This is a genomic window from Amycolatopsis sp. Hca4, assembly GCF_013364075.1.
In the GTDB taxonomy this organism is placed as follows: domain Bacteria; phylum Actinomycetota; class Actinomycetes; order Mycobacteriales; family Pseudonocardiaceae; genus Amycolatopsis.
In genome coordinates, this window is record NZ_CP054925.1 from 3,332,756 (window position 1) to 3,351,037 (window position 18,282).

Sequence of the window (18,282 nt, forward strand, 5' to 3'; positions counted from 1 at the left end):
CTCCCGTCTCAGACGCCGATGTGCTGGAAGGCGGCCCAGCGATGGATCCCGGCTTCGTCCCGGTCCTCCCGCCCCCGCAGGGAGAGCTCGTCTTCGAAGTGTTCGAGCACCCCGGCAGGCAATCCGGCCATGCTCTGCAGAGCACTGCTTTTCTCTTCGTTGGTGCTGTCGCGGATCCACCGCTGAGCTTGGCGCAAGGCCTCGGCCGGTGTGGCACCGGCCCGCCAGCGCCGGGTGAAATCGGTAATCGTCATCGCCGTCGTCAGGTCGTGCGCCGCCCAGCCGGACGCCACCACGCCGGCCGCCCCTGCCTGAAGCAGGCCGGTCGGCAGTCCCAGCACCTCGTCCGGCAGTTCCGTGCCAGGCAGCGCGGTCTCGCACGCGGACAGCACCGCCAGCCGGGCGTCGATCTTCAGGTTGAGCAGATTTCGCAAGCTCAACCGGGTTCCACCCGCGAGCACCAGATGGCTGTCGGCCGGGGAGAGCAGATCGGCAACACCATGACAGGCGAAATGCAGCACAGTCGCGGAGGGCAGTTCGTCGCACACGCGGGCGGCCGTCGCCTCTCCGGCGGCGAGGACCACCGGTTCGCCGGGGGCCAGCGCCGCCACCGCGAGGGCCTCCGGCCAAGCCGACTCGAGGGAGGACATTCCCTCGGGGACGGGCTGTGGATCGGCCACGGCGAGCAGCCGGTCCGTCTCGATCCGCAGCGCACGCTGACGGGCGACGGTCAGCGAGCGCGCGTTCGGAACGTAACTGATGGCAGCCAGATCGATCGCGTGACGGCGACCGGTGATGGCGGACTCGTCCGCATACCACGCGGCGTGCAGCGGAAGCAGACCGAGCAGGCCCCCGGCGACCAGCGTGATGCCGTCGGGTACATCGACCGCATCGAACACCGGCGCCATCGCGATGTCCCACAGCCGGCGGAGGGCTTCGTTCAGTCGGGACACCCAGGGCTCCGCGGCTTCGTCGTCGGCCGCCCGCGCCGCTCTGCTGAACGCGCGTGCTCCTTCCAGGTGCTCGAACACGACCTCGGAAACGGTCTCCACCGTAAGCCCTGGCAGGACGATCGGCATCACTTCACCCTCGGCGACGATCAGGGCGACCCCATCAGCATCGGCCGCTGTCAAGTAACACAGCGGGCGATCCGCCGCCGCGGCCTTGACATCATCGAACGTAGGCTCTGCCTGGAACCCCCTGTAGCCAGGCAAAGCGCGGATCTCTTCGACGACGCCGTCGAACTCCCGTCGTGCCGCACGGATCTCGTCGAAGGGGTTGATTGCTGCCATCCGGTCCTCCCGGCGATCTCGCCGCCGTCGCGCGAGCGCAGTCCGGCGTTCCACGGCTGCCTGAAAACGTGCGGCCAGGTCTTCGTGGCCCGCGGATGCCAGACCAGCCGGATCCGCCACGTCCTGTGCCAGCACCTCGGTCAGTACTCGTGCTCTGCTCTCCTCCACGGCCAGCAGGGCATCCTCGGCCGCACCGAGCCGCACGCCGGTCAGTGCACTGTCGGCTGCGAGACCAGGTGCCTGCCGTAGCCAGATTTCCTTGTGCGCGCGGTCGTTCTGTGCGGTGAAGAGCTGCCGGACCGCCGAACGCCCCAAGCCGTGCGCTTCGGCAGCGCCGGTCCAGTCTTCGCGTCTCATGGCCCACTGACCCCAGTTGCGTGCGGCCTTCAGAGCCCAGTGGGGGTCGGTCTCCAAACCGAGCACGCAGGCTTCGCGGTACAAATCGGCCACTTCCCGTGCTTGAGCGGAATCACCGTCGAGGTCAGCCCGGATCGCCACCGCCGCAGCGAGGTTGTTCAGCCATCGGACACGACCGGGCTGAGCAGTCCCGGCGCGGGCCGCCACATCACGCCACAGGCTCGTGGCCGCTTCGAGCTCTCGTACGTCACCGAACACCGCCCATCGCTGGAGCCGCGCTCCGGCCAGGTTGGCCAGTATCCGCGTGTGCTCCGCGGCGGACCCGGGCGTCAAGGCCAGGGCGGCGTTGAACGATTCCTCAGCAACGTCGAGAAGCACCGGGTCGTGATTACTCTGAAACTGTTCGACCAGACAGTTCGCCAGGTTGTCCAGGTAGATCGCCCGGCCCGGCGCCGACGGCCGCGCCAGTTCGATCGCGCGCCGGAAGCAGGCTGTGGCCTCGGCCAGGTCCGCGTCGGCACCGGTGTGTTCGAAACGCACTCGCAGCGCGTTCCCCCGGTCGTTGAGCAGTCCTGCCCGACCCGGGGCGTTCACGGGCACCTCGGCCAGCGCACGCTGATAGCCGGCCAAAGCTTCGTCGAGGTCGGCCAGATCCCCTGTGCGGTCGAACTTGTCGACCAGCAGGCCCGCACGCCCAGCCAGGTACTCGACACCTGCCGGGCCGGTGGCCGGCCGGAGGGCGATCGACCGCTCGTACGCGGCCAGCCCTTCTTCGAGATCGGCCGCGTTACCGGTCAGCCGGGAGCGCAGGGCGAGCGCCTCACCCAGGTTTTCCAGGTACAACGGCAACTGGGCGCTCTTACCGGTACGCACGGCCAGCCGGAGCCGGTTCACCGACTCTTCGAGGTCAGCTGGGTCGCCCGAACGGTTGTACCGATCGCGGAGGACGACGCCCTGGTCGTTCGCCGCCGCGGCGGAGTCCGGCGTACCGGCACCGGGCCGGAGCCCTCCTGCCGTCTCCAGCACTTCTCCCGCGCGATCCAGATCGGCGCTGTCGCCGAGGGCGTACCACCGGTGCGCCAGAACAGCCCCGTGGTGCCGGAGCCGCGACAGCCGTGCCGGGTGGTCGGCCGGTGTCCGGCGAACGGACTCTTCCGCAGCGGCCACAGCGCGTTGCAGGACATCGATCCCGCCATCGGCCTGATGAACTGCCAGCAGAACCGACGCGAGAGTGTCGTAGAACTGGGCACACATCGGCGCTTCGTCCGGCAGCCGGGCGAGCGCACGTTCCGCCCCCTCAACCGCCTCGTCCAGATCCCCAGGACGCCGCTGACGTTCGTAGCGGCTCAAGCAGGCCAGCGCGAAGTTGTGGTCGCACACGGCCGCGGTGGTACCGGACGACGAGCCGGCCGCCTCCCGGTAGAGCCGGATGGCGCGGTCCATGTCCGCGGTGTCCGCCGTTTCCTCGAAACGCGTCCATACTGCGTCGGCGAGCACCCGCATTTGCCGGGGCAGGTCCGCAGCGCCCTCCGGGCTCAGCTCGACCGCTCGCCCGGCCAGCCCGACGATCTTGTCGATATCAGCTGGCCCGTGGTCGTCACCGTATTCGTATCCGGTGTGGAGTGCGGAGGCGAGGTTCGCGAGCCGCATCGGCAGCTGGGGGTCACCGTCATCGGAGTGCTCCACCGAGGTCGTGTAAGCAGCAATCGCCCTGAACAGGTGTACGACCTCCCCGGACAACGTGAACCACTCGAGAGCGCAGTTGCCAAGGCTGTTGTGGAACATCGCGAACTCGGCGACCTCGGGGGCGGCCATCGCGACCACGTTCTCATGAAGGTCCAGCGCGCGACCCAGGTCGTCACAAGCGCCCAAAACAGCGTACCGCTCGGCCAATGCCTGTGCCAGATTGTCCTGGCACACCAGGAACGCCGGATCGTCGTCGGGCATCCGCCGCACGGCTTCTTCGAGCACCTCTACTGCCTCGCCGAGAGCCCCCGGCAGCCGGAGATCGCGGTGGCAGGCACACAGGCAGTTGCCCAGGTTGTTCAGAAAGACCGGATCGCGGTCCCGGCGGACAACCTCACTGTGAACGGCCCGCGCGCGCAACAGGTCGTCCTTGTCCGATCCCGCCTCGTAACGATCAAGCAGAGCACCGCCGAGCTCGTCGCGGTGGTCGACGGCCGGATCGAGGCCGACCACGGCGTCCCACAGCCGGACGGCGAGGTCAGCGGCCGCCAGGTCGCCCGTGCGCAGGTATTCGGCACGGGCTTCGTCGGCTCGGCGGATCATCTCCGGGAGTTCCTGTCCGTGCACGGCACAAGTCTGCCAAACCACCGGCAGAATGTCGCGCAACAGCCGATCACGCCCATTTATTGTCCATCAATTGCCACTCCGATCGACGGCCGGGAAGTCAACTCGATGACAGTTTTATACTACTGACGAGTAAGACCTTGCCCGATCGACCACAGATGCACGACAGTGCTTCGTCGACAGTCCAACCGACGTTTCCGCACACGACAGAAGAATCTTCACGAGGTCCGAGCATGCCACTCAGCTCTTTTCAGATTGCGTCGAAGCTCGTGCCACCCCACGATGTCGACCGGCTGATCCAGGTGGCGCGGGAGAAAGTGGACGAGGCCGGCGCCCGGCGCGCCCGGCGGGCGACGGCACTGGTGAAACTGGCAGGCCTCGTCCTCATCCGCTACCAGCACACCGGCCGATTGGCCGACCTCGACGAAAACCTCGACCTGCTCGCCACCGCGATCGACACCACTCCAGCCCGGCACCAGCTGCACATCTTTGCGCAGCGGTTATTAGCCGTATCGCTGATCGCACGCCGCCGCCCGGAGGACATCCGGACAGCAATCGATCTCCTGCGAGAACTGCTGGGGGGCTCGGCACAGCCCTCGCAAGCGGACGGGGTAACGCTGATGCAGCTCGGGATGGCTCTGCTCTCCGAGTCATACGCCACCGGTGAATCGGCAATGCTCGACGAGGCCGTCGCCGTTCTGGACACGGCCGCAAGCCGGGTCTCCCGCGCCAAGGGTCTGGCCGCGGAAGTCATCCGGTTCGCCCTGTTGATCGGCCTGACCGCACGATACAAAAAACACTGGTCGGCAGATCCACAGGACGCTGAGCGCGCCCGAAAAATCATGGACACACTTGACCCTGCGGCTTTGTGTGAACTTTTTCCCGAGACGCCAAGGATATTCGATCAGGTCGGCATAATACTTGGTGGCGAATTGCCCGAAGAGCCTCGCGGGCCTGCGATCACGAGTTCCGGAAGAACTTCGGAATTTCTTCCCGTTCGTCTGCAGTTCGAGCACATGAACGCCGCCTCGGACACGTTGCGAAGTGCATCGGAGTACGGGACCGCCGGCGACCTCCGGATCATCGACGAGCAGATCGGGTCGCTGCGCGAGCAGCTGGCGTCGCGGATCGCCGAAGAGCAGCTCGCCGAGGTGGTCATGGTACCGCTCGCCCAGCTGCACGCGGTCCGGTTCCGGACCCTCCAGCTCGCCGGGTTGTCCGGGCGGGAGGATCTCGACGAAGCTCTCCGGCTCGCCAAGGAGGCCGGCCGGGCCGCCACGATCGACCTTGCCGGGCAGACTTCGGCGATCATCGGGCAATGCCTGCTCGACCGCTACGGCCTGGGCCTCGGCAACGCGCTCGACCTGCGGGAAGGCGTCCGGCACCTGCGACTGGCCGCGGCCTCGTTCGAGGCAACGGACCGGCTGAGCCTGGCCCTGTCCCTCTCGCTCGCGGACGCACTCCTCGCCCAGGGCAGTACCGAAGGCGACCCGGCCTGTATCGACGAGGCCGAGGATCTGCTGCTCAAGCTCCGCGTCCGGCCGGCTGCCCCGGAACTGCGGCCGGTGGCGGCCGCGCGACTGGCCCTGGTGCGCCAGCACCGGGCCGCGTTGTCCGGTCTGACCGAGCACCTGCTCGCCGCTGCCGAAACGACCCGGGCGGCCGCCGAGGAAAACAGTTCCAGTGTCGTCTGGGGGTACGACACCGCTCTGCTCTGGGCCCGATGGTCCTGGGAGTACGGGTCCACCCGGGACGCGGCCGACGCACACGCGTTGCTGCTCAGACAACTTCACCGCTTGGCGAGCGCCCAGCTCGACCGCGGTTATGCGGAACTCGCAGTACGCCGCGGCGCAGGCGGGATTGTCGGGCGGGTGATGCGGGCGCTGGTCGCCGACGACAGGATCATCGAGGCCGCCGTCGGCGCCGAAGCCGGACGGGGAATTCTCCTGTCACTGGCCCTCGAACGGGACCGGGACCTATTGGGCGCCGATGTGCCCGCCAAGCTGCGTGCCCGGTTCGAGCAGGCCCGAGAGCGGGTGCGCGCGGCAGAGGCGGCCGCCACCGAGCTGACTGACGGCCGGGCGGGGGCCGCATGACCGAGGCGAAGCCGACGCGGAGGGACGATCCGGAACGTCCGGCCACCCGGCGTGACGTACCGGGTTCCGCAGAACGGCGGTCCACCCGGCGCGACGAGCCCGCGCCTTCCGGGCCCCGCCCGACCCACAGGGACGAGCAGGGCGGCACGGACGTCCCGGCGACGGACACCGGTGGACTGCCTGCGCCGGTGTTCGAACGGTACGAGCCCCTGGACGACGGCAACATCGGTGTCGGCGGCGAAGCTCACCTGGTCCTCAAAGTCCGCCACCGGGAGTTGGGCTCTTTGCACGTCGTGAAGGTGTACACCACCGCCTTCCGCCCCGATCCCCAGCTGCTCACCGCTCTTCAGGGCGCCGACGAACGTCATCTGGTAAAGATCACGGACTGGGGTGAATACACCAACCGCTACGGCACCTCGGTGAGCTGGGAAGTACTCGAGTACATACCGGACGGCTCGCTGCGCGACCTCATCCGGCGCGAAGGGCCGAAGCTGCCCGAATCCCGGATCCGGGAGATCCTCGTCGAGCTGACCGACGCACTCGACCATCTGCACACCGCCGTCCGCCACGGCTCGGCGGACGGGCTGGCCCACCGGGACGTCAAGCCGGAGAACGTTCTCGTCCGGACCAGAGAGCCACTCGACCTCGTGTTGTGCGACTTCGGTCTGGTCGCCGAAATCAGAGCCACCCGACTGTCAACCCGTCGCGCGGGAACAGCCGAATACCAGGCCCCCGAGACCTGGTGGGCGAAGAGCCGTGACGCCGCACAGGACTGGTGGTCGCTCGGCGTGGTGATCGCCGAGGTGCTGATCGGACGGAATCCGAACGCCGGCATCATGAACGAGCGGCTGGACGACGACCGGGCCCTCTTCGAGCACCTGACCCAGCACGGCGTGGACCTCACCGCGATCGCTGATCCGCGGTGGCGGATGCTGTGTTCGGGCCTGCTCACCTTCGTGCCCGACTACCGCTGGGGAGCCGAACAGATCCGGTTGTGGCTTGACGGCAAATCACCGGACGTTCATACCGACCGGTTCACGGAGACGAATCGGCGGCAGGCCGCGCCGCCGATCGAAATCGCAGGCAAAGCCTGCCGATCCCCGGGCGAAGTCGCCTTCGCACTGAGCGAAAACTGGGTTCCGGCGGCGCAGGTGTTCGCCCGTCGGACGGAACGGCTCGCCTTGGCCGACTGGCTCGAAGACAACTTCGCCGACGTCGACCTGCCGAAGGACCTCTTCCGCGCGGACCCGGCAAACCAGGCGGACGCCGGCCTGCGCGCGTTGCGGTTCATTTCGTGGATCGCCCCGGAGTTGAGGCCGGCGTTCGAGGGTTGGGCCATGGATGCTCCCGGCGTCGTCCGCTTGGCGGCGGCCGCCGCGGACAGCGGGGCGGCAGCCGATCTGCTGGCCCGGCTCGACAGCACCCACCTCCGCGTCTTCGGCAGGCACCACTGCACCATCCACCAGCGGTGTGCCGCGGCCGGAGCCGGCTGCGCCGTGCTGAACTCGGCCGCCGCGGAGATCGACAACGCCCGGCTTCTGCTCGATCGCCGGGTCGCGGCTCTCCGCGGCGAACGCGAATCCGCGAACGCACTGCCGGGTGACCTGACATCGACACGAGCTGCCCTGGTCCGTGTGCTCGTCGATCGAAAATTCGCCGATGAGCTGAGACGCCGGGTGGGCGCCAACCGGATCGCGACGGAAACCGTTTGGTGGCAACGCCTACGCCACGAAGATCATGGCGACAGTGCACCCGGCTCGCTCGTCGCTCTTGTCCTCGCCGTGGCGACCTCTGAGGGGGCGAGGGCGAGCGCGGCACGCGTCCGCGCGGCACAGGAACAGCATGCGGCGAGAGTTCGCAGCCAAAGGACCGAAGAGCGGCGCAACGCCCGGCGCGCAGCCTTGACCCGAGTGAGGCCGCTCGGCCGCCAGTTCCTGCTCTGGCTGATGTCCCTGCTGGTGATGTGTGCGACGATCTTCGTCGGCGTACAGATGACCGCACTGAACGCACCGGCCGTCGCCGGCCCAACCGCCGTCGCCCGGCTGATCACCGAACTCCAGCTTCGGCTCCTGTTCCCGGTGTCCGCGCTGCTGGCTTGCGCGGTTTTCCGGCCGCGGTTCCCGTACGTTTCCGGGACACGAGCATGTTTCGTCGCCGTGGGATCAGGTGTCTTCGCTGTGTTGGCGACGATCGCGGGACACCCTGAACTGGTGGGTTTTCCAATCGAGTGGCGAGCCGGGGCCGAGGGCGCCTTGTCTTCGCTCAACAGCTCGCTGATCGAGGACCAGCACAGCACGACTGCGACCCTCGTGGTAGTCGGCCTGGTAGGGGCGGTCCTGGTCAACCGGGTCGTCGCCCTGCCACGGCGCGGCGCGGCGCCCGGTACCGGAAGGCTGGGCACGTCCGTGCGCCGGGCGGTCGTTTTCTTCGTCCTCGCTTTGTTCGTCCTTCGTTTCGGGCACCTGATCGGTGGGTGGCAGCTCCCGCTCTGGCTGCCGTCACCGGTGTCCACCTGGCTTTCCGTCTGAACCTGGAGGCTTCCTTGAGTTCCATCACCGCCGTCAGCTACGTGGTCGAGTCAGCGGCAGAAAGCAGGCGCCGGGAACAACAGGCCGCATGGGAGTACTACGCAGCCCAGCGCGCCGAACTCAGCGCGTTGCGAGCCGAGGCCAAGGCCTACAGCGAGGTGCTGGGCGGCAGGATCACCGCGATCCCCGCCTGTCCGAAAGCCTCTCCCCGCTCGGCGCCGGAGAAGATCGCGGAAGCGGCCGAACGGGCACGCCGGATCGTCGTGGAGTACACGAAACGGCTGCAGGAGTCGGTGGCGGCGATCCCGCAGCACGACATCCTCCAAGAGATCAGTGGGGCCACGACCGGGGAAGAACCCACCCCGGTGGCCGCCGCACCGGCACGCGAGTTCACGATCAAGCGCGCAGCAGCGGACGATCGTCGGCTCGAAGCCGCGCGGCGGGCAGGAGAAGTGCGCAGGAAGCTGGTGGACCGGGCCACCGAGCTGCTGGCGCGTCTGCCACCGCGCGCACCGGCGGACACCCGGGCAGCCTGCGTCGAGGCGGTGCGGGAAATCGCCGACGTCCCGTCGGCCTCGGAGGCCAGGGCCCGGCTGGTGCTCGCCGACCTCTCCGTCCGGGTCCGGCAGGCGGTTGACGACGAACAAGCGATCCAGCAGGCGGAGATCGCCCTCGAAGCGCTTTCGACGAGACTGGAACTGCTCGCCGGAGCGGAAGCGGCCACCCTCAGACGGGAGATAGCCCGGCTCGCCGAGACCCGTCCCCGCGCTGTGCCGCGTGGTCTGGCCGACCGGGTGAGCGAACGTGTCGAAGAGGAAAATCGCGCCCAGCGGCGCAAGACGGTGGCCAACGCCATGCGCCTGAGTCTCGACGACCTGGGCTACACGGTCAGCGAAGGCTTCGAAACCGTCTTGGTCGAACAGGGTTCCGCATACGCCGGCGCGCCCGGCAGGCCCGGCTACGGCTTGAAGGTCCTCTTGGACCGGAAAGAGGCGGTCCTGCGGACGCAAGTGGTCCGGTCGCAGCAGGCCATGACGGACGACAAGGCCGATCTCGAGGCCGAGAGAGGTTTCTGCTCCGACCACCCCAACCTCTTGTCGAGACTGCGGCGGCACGGCGTCGCCGTCGGCGAGCCGACGCTGCGCGCGCCCGGGCAGGGCCCCCTTCTCCCGGTGGCCGAAGCCCTGCTGCCCGTCGCGGCGAGCACACACCGACCGAACGTACGGGAGATGCGGCGATGACGAGGCCCGAAACCGATACTCGGCCACCCTGGCTGCGCGAAGTCGAACTGGCGCTCTGCGCTCACCCGCAGATCGTGCTCACAGGCAACGTGCACGACCTCTACCGTCTCCCCGATCCCGCTGCTGAGGGCCAGATCCGGTTCATGAGCCTTGCCGAGGGTCTGTGGAGTGTCCTGAAATCCCGCGGTTACGGCGCGATGCTCACCTACACGACCGGCGTGGGAGTGCAGTTGTTCGCGCCGGCCGGCAAGCAGCCCCCCGAAGTGGCCGCCACACTGCGGACAGCGGGCGTCGGGCTCGGGGCGCAACTGCCCCTGTCGATGGTGCGTGATGTGCTGACCGCGGTGGTGGACCCGGACCGGGAGAGGGGCAACCAGCCTCCGCTCGCGCTGGTTCTCGCCGACGCGGCGCGGCTCTCGGTGACCGAGGTGCTCGCCTCACCCGAAGAGCGGTTGCTGACCTCGGTCGCGGATCGGCTCGCTTACGCGGCAACCCCGGTCGGCCAGGGGTACAACACGATCTTCTGGGTGGTTGACGGCAAGCACGATCTCCCGGCGTGGTTCGTCACGGGCAACCACACGCTGCGTGTCACCGCGATTCCCGAGCCCAGTCTCGAAAGCCGAGTGGAGACGGCGGCGGACCTGGTCGAGCTCCTGCCCGGCGTGCCGGAGGCGCCCGCGGAACGCACGCGGCTGGCGAAACGGTTCGCCGACGCCAGCCACGGTCTCCGGTTGCGAAGCATGCGTGACGTGGTGCGGCTGGCCACCGCCTCGGGCATCACGGGCGACCGGGTCGAGGACGCGATCCGAGCCTATCGGGTCGGTGTGCCGGACAACCCCTGGCAGAGCAAGGCGTTGCGGGACCGGCTGGTCGTCGCGGAGGAGAAGCTCAGCGAACGCGTCCTCGGTCAGCCCGACGCGGTCCGGCGGGTCATGGACATCCTCGCGCGTTCCGTGACGGGACTCGCCGGAGCGCACACGGGGAGCCGCAGCGCGCCGCGTGGCTCCCTGTTCCTCGCCGGACCGACCGGCGTCGGCAAGACCGAACTGGCGAAGGCACTCGCGGAACTGCTGTTCGGGGACGAGAACGCCTACCTGCGGTTCGACATGAGTGAGTTTTCCGCCGAACACAGCGAAGCGCGGCTGATCGGGGCTCCGCCCGGCTTCGTCGGTCACGATGCGGGCGGCGAGCTGACCAACGGTCTCCGGCAGCAGCCGTTCCGGGTCGTGTTGTTCGACGAGATCGAGAAGGCCCACCCGCGGCTGCTCGACAAGTTCCTGCAGATCCTGGACGACGGACGGCTCACCGACGGTCAAGGCGGCACGGTCTACTTCACCGAGTCGCTCATCGTCTTCACCACCAACCTGGGCATCATCGTCCCGGACGAGGACGGGAAGCCGAAGGAAAACGTGACGGCCGAGTTCGAGCTCCCCCAGATCGAAGAGGGTGTGCGGAGCTACATCGAGGTCTTTTTCCGGCATCAGTTGGGCCGTCCCGAGCTGTTCAACCGCGTCCGCAACAGCATCGTGGTCTTCGACTTCCTGCGCGACGAAGTCGCGGTGCAAATCGCCGAGCGGGCCATTGCCCGCGTCGTCGACACCGTAGCCCGTCTCTACGAGACGACGCTGACTTTCACCGAGGACGCCCGCGCCGACCTGCTCGACCACGCCACCTTCGACCTCGCCAACGGTGGCCGCGGGATCGTGTCGGCGATCGAAAGCTACCTGGTCAACCCCCTCGCTCGCGCCCTCTTCCTGCAACCACCGGACAAGGGATCGAAGATCACCGTGACCGGTTTCGAGAAGACCGGTCAGAACTGGGTGGTGGTCGTGGAATGAAGCTGCGCATCTCGCGACTGCACTACCCCGTGACCGCCCTCGGTCCAGGGCGGCGCATCGGTATCTGGACCCAGGGGTGCACGATCGCGTGTCCCGGTTGCGTCGCCCGGGACACTTGGCCGGCAACAGCGCAGCAGGAAGTCGAAGTGTCGGCGTTGCTCGCCTGGTGCGCTTCCCTCGATCCGGCGAGCGTCGACGGCATCACGATCAGCGGGGGCGAACCGTCGGAGCAACCGGAAGCCCTCACAAAGCTGGTCGAAGGGCTTGACGAATTCCGGCAGGCCCACGATTGGGACATCTTGTGCTACACCGGCACCGAGTACGACGTCTTCAAGAAACGGTGCCCGGAGGTTCCCGCCCTGGTCGACGCGATCATGACCGGGCCGTACCGGGCGGGTGAGCCGACCGATCTGGTCTGGCGAGGTTCGGCCAACCAGCAACTCGTGCCGACCACCGAGCGTGGCCGCGTGCGGTACGGACCGTGGCTGGACGCCGTCACCGAGCACCCGGCCCTCCAGGTGCAGGTCGACGACGACCGGATCTGGATGATCGGCGTGCCCCGGCGGGGCGACCTGGCCCGGCTGCGACGGGCCTTGGACAACCAAGGTATTCGGCTCGAGGAGGCCTCATGGCGGCCCTGATGTGCCCTCGACACGGACCACAGGAGACTCCCGGTCTACGTTTCTGTCCCGAGTGCATGGAGTTCCTGGTGCCGTGCGCAGAGCCGCCTCAAGCCGAGAGCGAGGAAAGTGATCGCTGTGACGAACCCGGGTGCGGCATGCTTCTCTCCGACGGTGTCTGTGCGGTCCACGCGACCGCACCGACACCGAAGCCGGCCGTCACCACCCGCGACGGCGGGCACACCACCGGCATACTCGAGTTTCCGTGGGGGTCTGTGCCCGTGGGCGCCGGAGAACTGATCATCGGGCGTTCGGACGAGAGCAGTATCGGTTTTGAAGCCGACGCCTATCCGAACGTTTCGCGGCGGCACGCGGTGTTGTGGCACGACGGCCGCTCGTTGCGGGTACGCGACGAGGATTCGCTCAACGGAACCTACGTGAACGATCGACCAGTCTCTTCGACCGACGGAGCCCGGGTGTCCGACGGCGATGTGATCCGTTTCGGAGCCCACTTGCGCGCGACCGTCCGCAACCGGCCGGAGCAGCCGTGACCACGGTCCAGGTGGCAGCCATGACCGCTCGCGGAAGGGTCCGGGCGGGCAACGAGGACGCGGTGGCCGTGTTCGGCTGGCTCAGCCAGGTCGCTCATCCCCAGGTGGTCGAGCTGAGGGCGGGACTCACAACACCGCTCGTGTGCGCCGTCGCCGACGGGATGGGGGGACACGCCGCCGGTGAAGTCGCAAGCGCGTTCGCGCTCACCGAGACCATCACACGCGCCACCGCCTGGACCGACGTGGAGGCAATCCGCGCCGGACTGACGGCTGTCAACGAAGCAGTTCTCGATCTGGCGAGCCGATCACCCGGGACTGCCGGAATGGGGACGACGGTCGCCGGCCTCGCCGTGACCACCGGCGGGATCTTCTGCTTCAACGTCGGCGACAGCCGTGTTTACCAGGTCACCGACGGGTTCGTCGAGCTGCTCAGCGTCGATGACGCCGTGATCGCGCCAGACGGCTCGGCCACCAGCAGCCTGACCCAGGCGATCGGTGACCCGTCCGGCCCGCGGTTCCGACCGCACGTCTGCGAGGTCATTGCGGAGGGTCCGTCGAGCCGCTTTCTCCTCTGTAGCGACGGGGTGACCGGAGTGCTCGAGGCTGACGCCTTTCGCAAGCTCTGCCGCCAACCCGAACTGCGTGACATCGTGACGGGACTCCGGGATGCCGTGTATGACTCCGGTGCCGAAGACAACCTTTCGATCATCGCATTGGACGTGATCGACTGGCCCCCGCCTGGTCAGTCCACCAGTGCCTGGTAGACCAGCTGCCGCAGCTGGGGGCGCAGGCGGTACGTGCTCGACGGCAGCAGCTGCGTGTAGAAACCCACCGTCAGGTCCTCGTCCGGGTCCACCCAGAACGCCGTCGAAGCCGCGCCGCCCCAGGCGAACTCGCCGGCCGAGGCCACCGTTCGGGCCTTCACCGGGTCCTCCAGGACCGAGAAGCCGAGGCCGAAACCGTGGCCGTCGAAGGGCATCTCCGCGAACAACGGACGGCCGAACGCCTCCAGGTCCACGTGGCCCGGCAGGTGGTTGCTCGCCATCAGCGCCACCGTTCGCGGGGCCAGCAATCGCACGTCGTCGAGGGCGCCGCCGCGGAGGAGCATCTCCGTGAAGCGCCAGTAGTCCTGGGCCGACGACACCAGGCCGCCGCCGCCCGAGAGGCAGTCCGGACGGCTTGTTCCCATGCGGCCGAACGCGTCGTTGCGGGTCGCCCGGCCCGAGGCCGGGTTGCGGACGTACATCGCCGCCAGGCGGTCCGGCGATGCGGCCACGAAACCCGTGTCCGTCATGCCCAGCGGCCCGAAGATCCGCGACTCGAAGAACTCGTCCAGCGGCAAGCCCGACACCACCTCGACGAGCCGGCCGAGCACGTCGGTGGCCACCGAGTAGTTCCACTCCGTGCCCGGCTGGAACAGCAACGGCAGGGACGCCCACTTCTCCGAACACGCCGCCAGATCGAGCCCCGGCGGGCTGCCCCATTCGAAGCCCGCCGCGCGGTAGATCGCGTCCACCGGGTGGCCGTGGTGGAAGCCGTAGGTCAGGCCCGCCGTGTGCGTCAGCAGGTGCCACACCCGGATCGGCGAGGTGGCCGGCTCGGTCAACGGCGCCAGCGCCGACCCCTTGACGTACACCCGCGGCGACTCGAACTCCGGCAGCCACCGCGAGATCGGGTCGTCCAGCTCCAGCAGGCCCTCTTCGGCCAGCATCATCGCCGCGACCGAGGTGATCGGCTTGGTCATCGAGAAGATCCGCCACAGCGTGTCGGTCTCCACCGGCAACCCGGCCTCGACGTCCCGCGACCCGCCACGGCCGATGTGCACGATCCGGCCGTGCCTGCTCACCACCGCGAGCCAGCCCGGCAACCGGCCATCCTCGACGTACCGGTCGAAATGCGCATCGATCCGGGTGAGCCGTGCCGCATCGAAGCCGGCCTCGGCCGGATCGATGTCCACTTCGAAGTCCGCCATACGGCGAGGTTACTGCGCCATCGAGCAACAAGCCGACCACAGCCACGGCCGCATGGCTTGGTGGCGACGGGCACGTGCCACGCGGAGGGGCGGCCTGCTTTTGGCCGGCGACGTTACTTCTCGCGCGCCCGCTCGGCCGCCTTCTCCTCGCGCCATGCTTCGTCGTTCTTGCCGTAGCGCCAGTAGCCCGAAATCGACAGCAGCTCGCGCCGCACGCCGCGCTCGTCGAGCAGGTAGCGCCGCAGCTCGCGCACGAAGCCCGCCTCGCCGTGGACGAACGCCTGGACGACGCCCTCCCGCCACGGCAGTTCGCGCACCGCCGCCGCGACGTCGCCGCCCGACGCCCGGTGCAACCACGTGATCTGCGCGTCCGCCTTCGTGACCAGCGGCTGCTCCTCGGCCTCGTTCTCGACCAGGATCACCGCGTGCGCCGGGACACCGGCCGGCAGCGCTTCGAGCGACGCCGCGATGGCCGGCAACGCGCTTTCGTCCCCCGCCAGCAGGTGCCAGTCCGCGTCCGCGCCCGGGGCGTACGCGCCGCCCGGCCCCAGGACCAGCAGCTCGTCACCGGGCTGGGCCGAGGCCGCCCACGGGCCCGCGATGCCCTCGTCGCCGTGGTGGACGAAGTCGAGCACGAGCTCGCCGGCCTGCGGGTCGAACCCGCGGACGGTGTACGAACGCTGCCGCGGCCAGTGCTCGCGCGGCATCGTCGCCCGGCACTCCTGGACGTCGAACGGCTCCGGGTACTCGACCCCCGGCACCTTGAACAGCACCTTCACGTACGCGTCGGTGAATTCGTTCGGCGTGAACTGCGCGATCCCCTCGCCGCCCGCGACGATCCGGATCATGTGCGGGGTCAGCCGCTCGGTCCGCAGCACCCGCAGCCGCGCCGCGGGACGCCCGGACCGCCGGGGTGCTTCAGCCATCGGCCACTCCAACCATCACTAAGGCTTACCTAAGTCACCCTACGCGCCGGAAACGGCGCGCGGCTACTCAGGTGTACCCAGATCCGCCAGCAACCTCCCGAACCCGATGGCCACCTCCTTCCGGAACCCCACGAAGAACCGGTTCGCCAACGGCACGCCCCACCGCCCCCGCGTGGCCGCGTTGACCACCCGGTGCTCGACGCGCGCGCCCGCCGGATCAGCCGTGACGCGGTACTCCCCGCGGTACCACCAGCCGCCCTGCACCGCGACGAACCCGCGCTCGCGATCGACCTCCACCCGCATCGGATGGCCGACGACCAGCTTCAGCCGCAGCCGCTCGAAGACCTCCGCCGGTGGCCGCGCGACCACCCCCGACGCCTCCGCAAGCGTTTTCACCCGCGCGGATCCGAAACCCGCGTGTTCTGGAACGCCGTGATCAGCCACTCGCCCTCCTCCCGGACGAGCACGAACGAAACGGTCGACTCACGCCCTTCGTCGGCAACCTCCGCCCCGGTCAGCGACGAACCGCCGCCGACGACCGCCACGGCGACGTCCGGCCGGACGAACCGCACCTTCGCCGCCCCACCCAGCGCCCCGGTGAGCTTCGACCCCCGCAACGGCCCCTCGAACAAGGCCTGGTGCGAACTCTCGATCGCCTCCCGCCCGGGGAAGTTCGCCCCGAAGAACGTCACGTAATCCGCATCCTCGGTGAACAGCCGCCCGTACGCGGCGGCATCTCCCGAGTTCCAAGCGTCGGTGAGCCGGTCCAGCACCCCACGGACATCGGCTTCGGCGGTGGCCACCATCGAATCCCCCTTCGAACAACGTTCGTCTTACAAACACCGTTCTACTCTCGAACAGCGTTCGCGTCAAGTACAGTGTTCCGGTGACCGTTCCCCCGCCGCCGTGGCGCAGTGCGCCGAGCCGCCGCGCCGCGAAACCCGTTCTCTCCCAGGCCTCGATCGTGCGAGCGGCCCTGATCGTCCTGGACGACGAGGGGTTCGACGCGGTCACCATGCGGCGGATCGCCCAGGAGCTGGAGACCGGCCCGGCCTCGCTCTACGCGCACGTCGCCAACAAGGACGAGCTGGCGGAGCTGATGCTCGACGCCGTGCTCGCCGACATCCTGATCCCCGAACCGGACCCGGCGCACTGGGACGAGCAGGTCAAGCAGCTCGTCCGCGACCAGATCCACGTGATGGCCGCCCACCGCGGCATCGCGCGCATCGCGTGGGACATCCCCGTGCCGGTCACGCCCAACACGCTGAAGCTGGGCGAAGCAACCCTCGCCCTGCTTCGCGCGGGCGGGTTGACCCTCAAGCAGGCCACTTTCGCGGGTGACGCGCTGGCGCTCTACGCCAAGGCGTACGCGTACGAAGCGAGCGGCTGGACCTGGGGCGAGATCGACCAGGCCGAAGCCGACGAACGCGGCAAGCAGATGGTGGCGTACATGCGGTCACTGCCCGCCGAGTCGTTCCCGAACCTGCTGCACGTCGGCGAGTTCTTTTCCGCGGAAACAGCGAAGGAACGCCTCGAGTTCGCACTCGAGGCGTTCCTGGCCGGGCTGAAAGCGCTGGCGAAGAAGAACTAGGGCCGTAGCACGATCTTGCCGCGCGTGTGCCGCCGCTCCAGCTCCCGGTAGGCCTCCCGGACCTCCTCCAGCGGGTACACCCGGGCGATCGGCAGCGTCAGCAACCCCTTGTCCAGCAACAGACCCAGCTCACGCAGCACGTCGGCCGACGCCGCGGCCGCGCTGCCGTCGGCCTTCACGTTGTACTTCTCCGCCGCCGCGAAGTCGATGATCGTGTTGATCCGCCCGGGTGGATCCCCAGGTGCAGGGCCAGTTCCACGTACCCGGAGCCGAACGTGTCGACGAACGCGTCCACCCCGGACGGCGCGGCTTCGCGGATCCGCGACAGCACGCCTTCGCCGTGGGAAACCGGGATGACGCCGAGCTCGCGCAGCCACTCGTGGTTCGCCTCGCCCGCCAGGCCGATCACCGTCGCGCCCGCCAGCTGCGCCAGCTGCACGGCGAGCGAGCCCACCCCGCCGGCCGCCCCCGAGACGACGACGGTGTCCCCTTCGCGCGGGCACACCGCGCCGACCGCCGCGTACGCGGTCGTGCCGGCGACGAACAGCGAGCCGGCGACCTCCCACGGGACGCCATCCGGCCGAGGCGTGAGGTTCGCGGCCTCCGCGACGACGAACTCCGCGTGACTCGACCGGGTGTCGACGAACCCGATCACCTCGTCGCCCACAGCGACGTCCGAGACGCCTTCACCGAGCGAAGCGACAACCCCCGCGAAGTCACTTCCCTGCCCCGACGGGAAAGTCGCCGGGAAGCGCGCATGCAGGAGACCTTGCCGGATCGACGCCTCGCCCGGGTTGATGCCGGCGGCCCGCACCTCGACGAGCACCTGCCCCGCACCCGGAACCGGCCGGGGGACCTCCTCGACCCGGAGGACCTCCACGTCGCCGTACTCGTCGAACCTGATCGCGCGCGCCATGGGGCCTCCTCGAAGTCGTTGCTGAATACAAGCAACGACCCGGT

13 protein-coding genes and 1 pseudogene are annotated in these 18,282 nt (G+C 68.8%); 8 read left to right on the forward strand and 6 right to left on the reverse strand.

All coding sequences use genetic code 11. The features are described from left to right. Window positions 1–8 precede the first annotated feature (8 nt). Window positions 9–3,962, reverse strand: coding sequence for a CHAT domain-containing protein (locus HUT10_RS14715; protein WP_176171729.1), 3,954 nt, complete (start codon window positions 3,960–3,962; stop codon window positions 9–11). 230 nt (window positions 3,963–4,192) lie between these two features. Here HUT10_RS14715 and HUT10_RS14720 point away from each other — a divergent pair, with 230 nt between their 5' ends. From HUT10_RS14720 to HUT10_RS14750, 7 genes are read left to right on the forward strand one after another with little or no spacing between them, the layout of a single operon-like run. Next, complete coding sequence (locus HUT10_RS14720) at window positions 4,193–6,055, forward strand: hypothetical protein (protein WP_176171730.1); 1,863 nt, start codon at window positions 4,193–4,195, stop codon at window positions 6,053–6,055. Further along, window positions 6,052–8,583, forward strand: a complete 2,532-nt coding sequence (locus tag HUT10_RS14725) for a protein kinase (protein WP_176171731.1) — start codon at window positions 6,052–6,054, stop codon at window positions 8,581–8,583. Before HUT10_RS14720 ends, HUT10_RS14725 begins: the two co-directional genes overlap by 4 nt. Before the next feature lie 14 nt (window positions 8,584–8,597). Next, window positions 8,598–9,824: a hypothetical protein gene (locus tag HUT10_RS14730; RefSeq protein ID WP_176171732.1), complete on the forward strand. Its 1,227-nt coding sequence runs from the start codon at window positions 8,598–8,600 to the stop codon at window positions 9,822–9,824. Beyond that, entirely contained in the window at window positions 9,821–11,662 is a 1,842-nt protein-coding gene (locus HUT10_RS14735) for an AAA family ATPase (protein WP_176171733.1), read from the forward strand. Before HUT10_RS14730 ends, HUT10_RS14735 begins: the two co-directional genes overlap by 4 nt. Then, the gene (locus HUT10_RS14740; RefSeq protein WP_176171734.1) at window positions 11,659–12,303 is read left to right on the forward strand and encodes a 4Fe-4S single cluster domain-containing protein; all 645 of its coding nucleotides are present in this window, start codon (window positions 11,659–11,661) and stop codon (window positions 12,301–12,303) included. Before HUT10_RS14735 ends, HUT10_RS14740 begins: the two co-directional genes overlap by 4 nt. Before the next feature lie 56 nt (window positions 12,304–12,359). Continuing rightward, on the forward strand, window positions 12,360–12,833 hold the full coding sequence (locus HUT10_RS14745; RefSeq protein ID WP_176171735.1) for an FHA domain-containing protein: 474 nt from the start codon (window positions 12,360–12,362) through the stop codon (window positions 12,831–12,833). After that, complete coding sequence (locus tag HUT10_RS14750; RefSeq protein WP_176171736.1) at window positions 12,830–13,597, forward strand: PP2C family serine/threonine-protein phosphatase; 768 nt, start codon at window positions 12,830–12,832, stop codon at window positions 13,595–13,597. Before HUT10_RS14745 ends, HUT10_RS14750 begins: the two co-directional genes overlap by 4 nt. On the opposite strand, the gene HUT10_RS14755 is transcribed toward HUT10_RS14750, so the two are convergent. The 4 genes from HUT10_RS14755 to HUT10_RS14770 form a co-directional block, all read right to left on the reverse strand. Further along, complete coding sequence (locus HUT10_RS14755; RefSeq protein WP_176171737.1) at window positions 13,576–14,805, reverse strand: serine hydrolase; 1,230 nt, start codon at window positions 14,803–14,805, stop codon at window positions 13,576–13,578. The two genes, HUT10_RS14750 and HUT10_RS14755, sit on opposite strands and share 22 nt — an antisense overlap. Window positions 14,806–14,918: 113 nt before the next feature. Next, window positions 14,919–15,731 (reverse strand): siderophore-interacting protein, encoded by an 813-nt coding sequence (locus tag HUT10_RS14760; RefSeq protein WP_176171738.1) that lies wholly within the window; start codon window positions 15,729–15,731, stop codon window positions 14,919–14,921. Between the two features lie 63 nt (window positions 15,732–15,794). Then, window positions 15,795–16,127, reverse strand: coding sequence for a hypothetical protein (locus HUT10_RS14765; RefSeq protein WP_254896874.1), 333 nt, complete (start codon window positions 16,125–16,127; stop codon window positions 15,795–15,797). After that, window positions 16,124–16,534: an SgcJ/EcaC family oxidoreductase gene (locus HUT10_RS14770; RefSeq protein WP_176177828.1), complete on the reverse strand. Its 411-nt coding sequence runs from the start codon at window positions 16,532–16,534 to the stop codon at window positions 16,124–16,126. The genes HUT10_RS14765 and HUT10_RS14770 overlap by 4 nt, the downstream gene beginning before the upstream one ends. Before the next feature lie 83 nt (window positions 16,535–16,617). On the opposite strand from HUT10_RS14770, the gene HUT10_RS14775 reads away from it, so the two are divergent. Continuing rightward, window positions 16,618–17,322: a TetR/AcrR family transcriptional regulator gene (locus HUT10_RS14775; protein WP_303246964.1), complete on the forward strand. Its 705-nt coding sequence runs from the start codon at window positions 16,618–16,620 to the stop codon at window positions 17,320–17,322. On the opposite strand, the pseudogene HUT10_RS14780 reads toward HUT10_RS14775, so the two are convergent. Continuing rightward, window positions 17,319–18,238: pseudogene (locus tag HUT10_RS14780) on the reverse strand (NADP-dependent oxidoreductase). The gene HUT10_RS14775 and the pseudogene HUT10_RS14780 overlap by 4 nt on opposite strands. Window positions 18,239–18,282 lie beyond the last annotated feature (44 nt).

Coding starts and splice junctions, on each gene's coding strand:
- HUT10_RS14720 (WP_176171730.1), top strand. CDS start 4,193: ATGCCACTCAGCTCTTTTCAGATTGCGTCGAAGCTCGTGCCACCCCAC.
- HUT10_RS14725 (WP_176171731.1), top strand. CDS start 6,052: ATGACCGAGGCGAAGCCGACGCGGAGGGACGATCCGGAACGTCCGGCC.
- HUT10_RS14735 (WP_176171733.1), top strand. CDS start 9,821: ATGACGAGGCCCGAAACCGATACTCGGCCACCCTGGCTGCGCGAAGTC.
- HUT10_RS14740 (WP_176171734.1), top strand. CDS start 11,659: ATGAAGCTGCGCATCTCGCGACTGCACTACCCCGTGACCGCCCTCGGT.
- HUT10_RS14745 (WP_176171735.1), top strand. CDS start 12,360: ATGGAGTTCCTGGTGCCGTGCGCAGAGCCGCCTCAAGCCGAGAGCGAG.
- HUT10_RS14755 (WP_176171737.1), bottom strand. CDS start 14,805: ATGGCGGACTTCGAAGTGGACATCGATCCGGCCGAGGCCGGCTTCGAT.
- HUT10_RS14760 (WP_176171738.1), bottom strand. CDS start 15,731: ATGGCTGAAGCACCCCGGCGGTCCGGGCGTCCCGCGGCGCGGCTGCGG.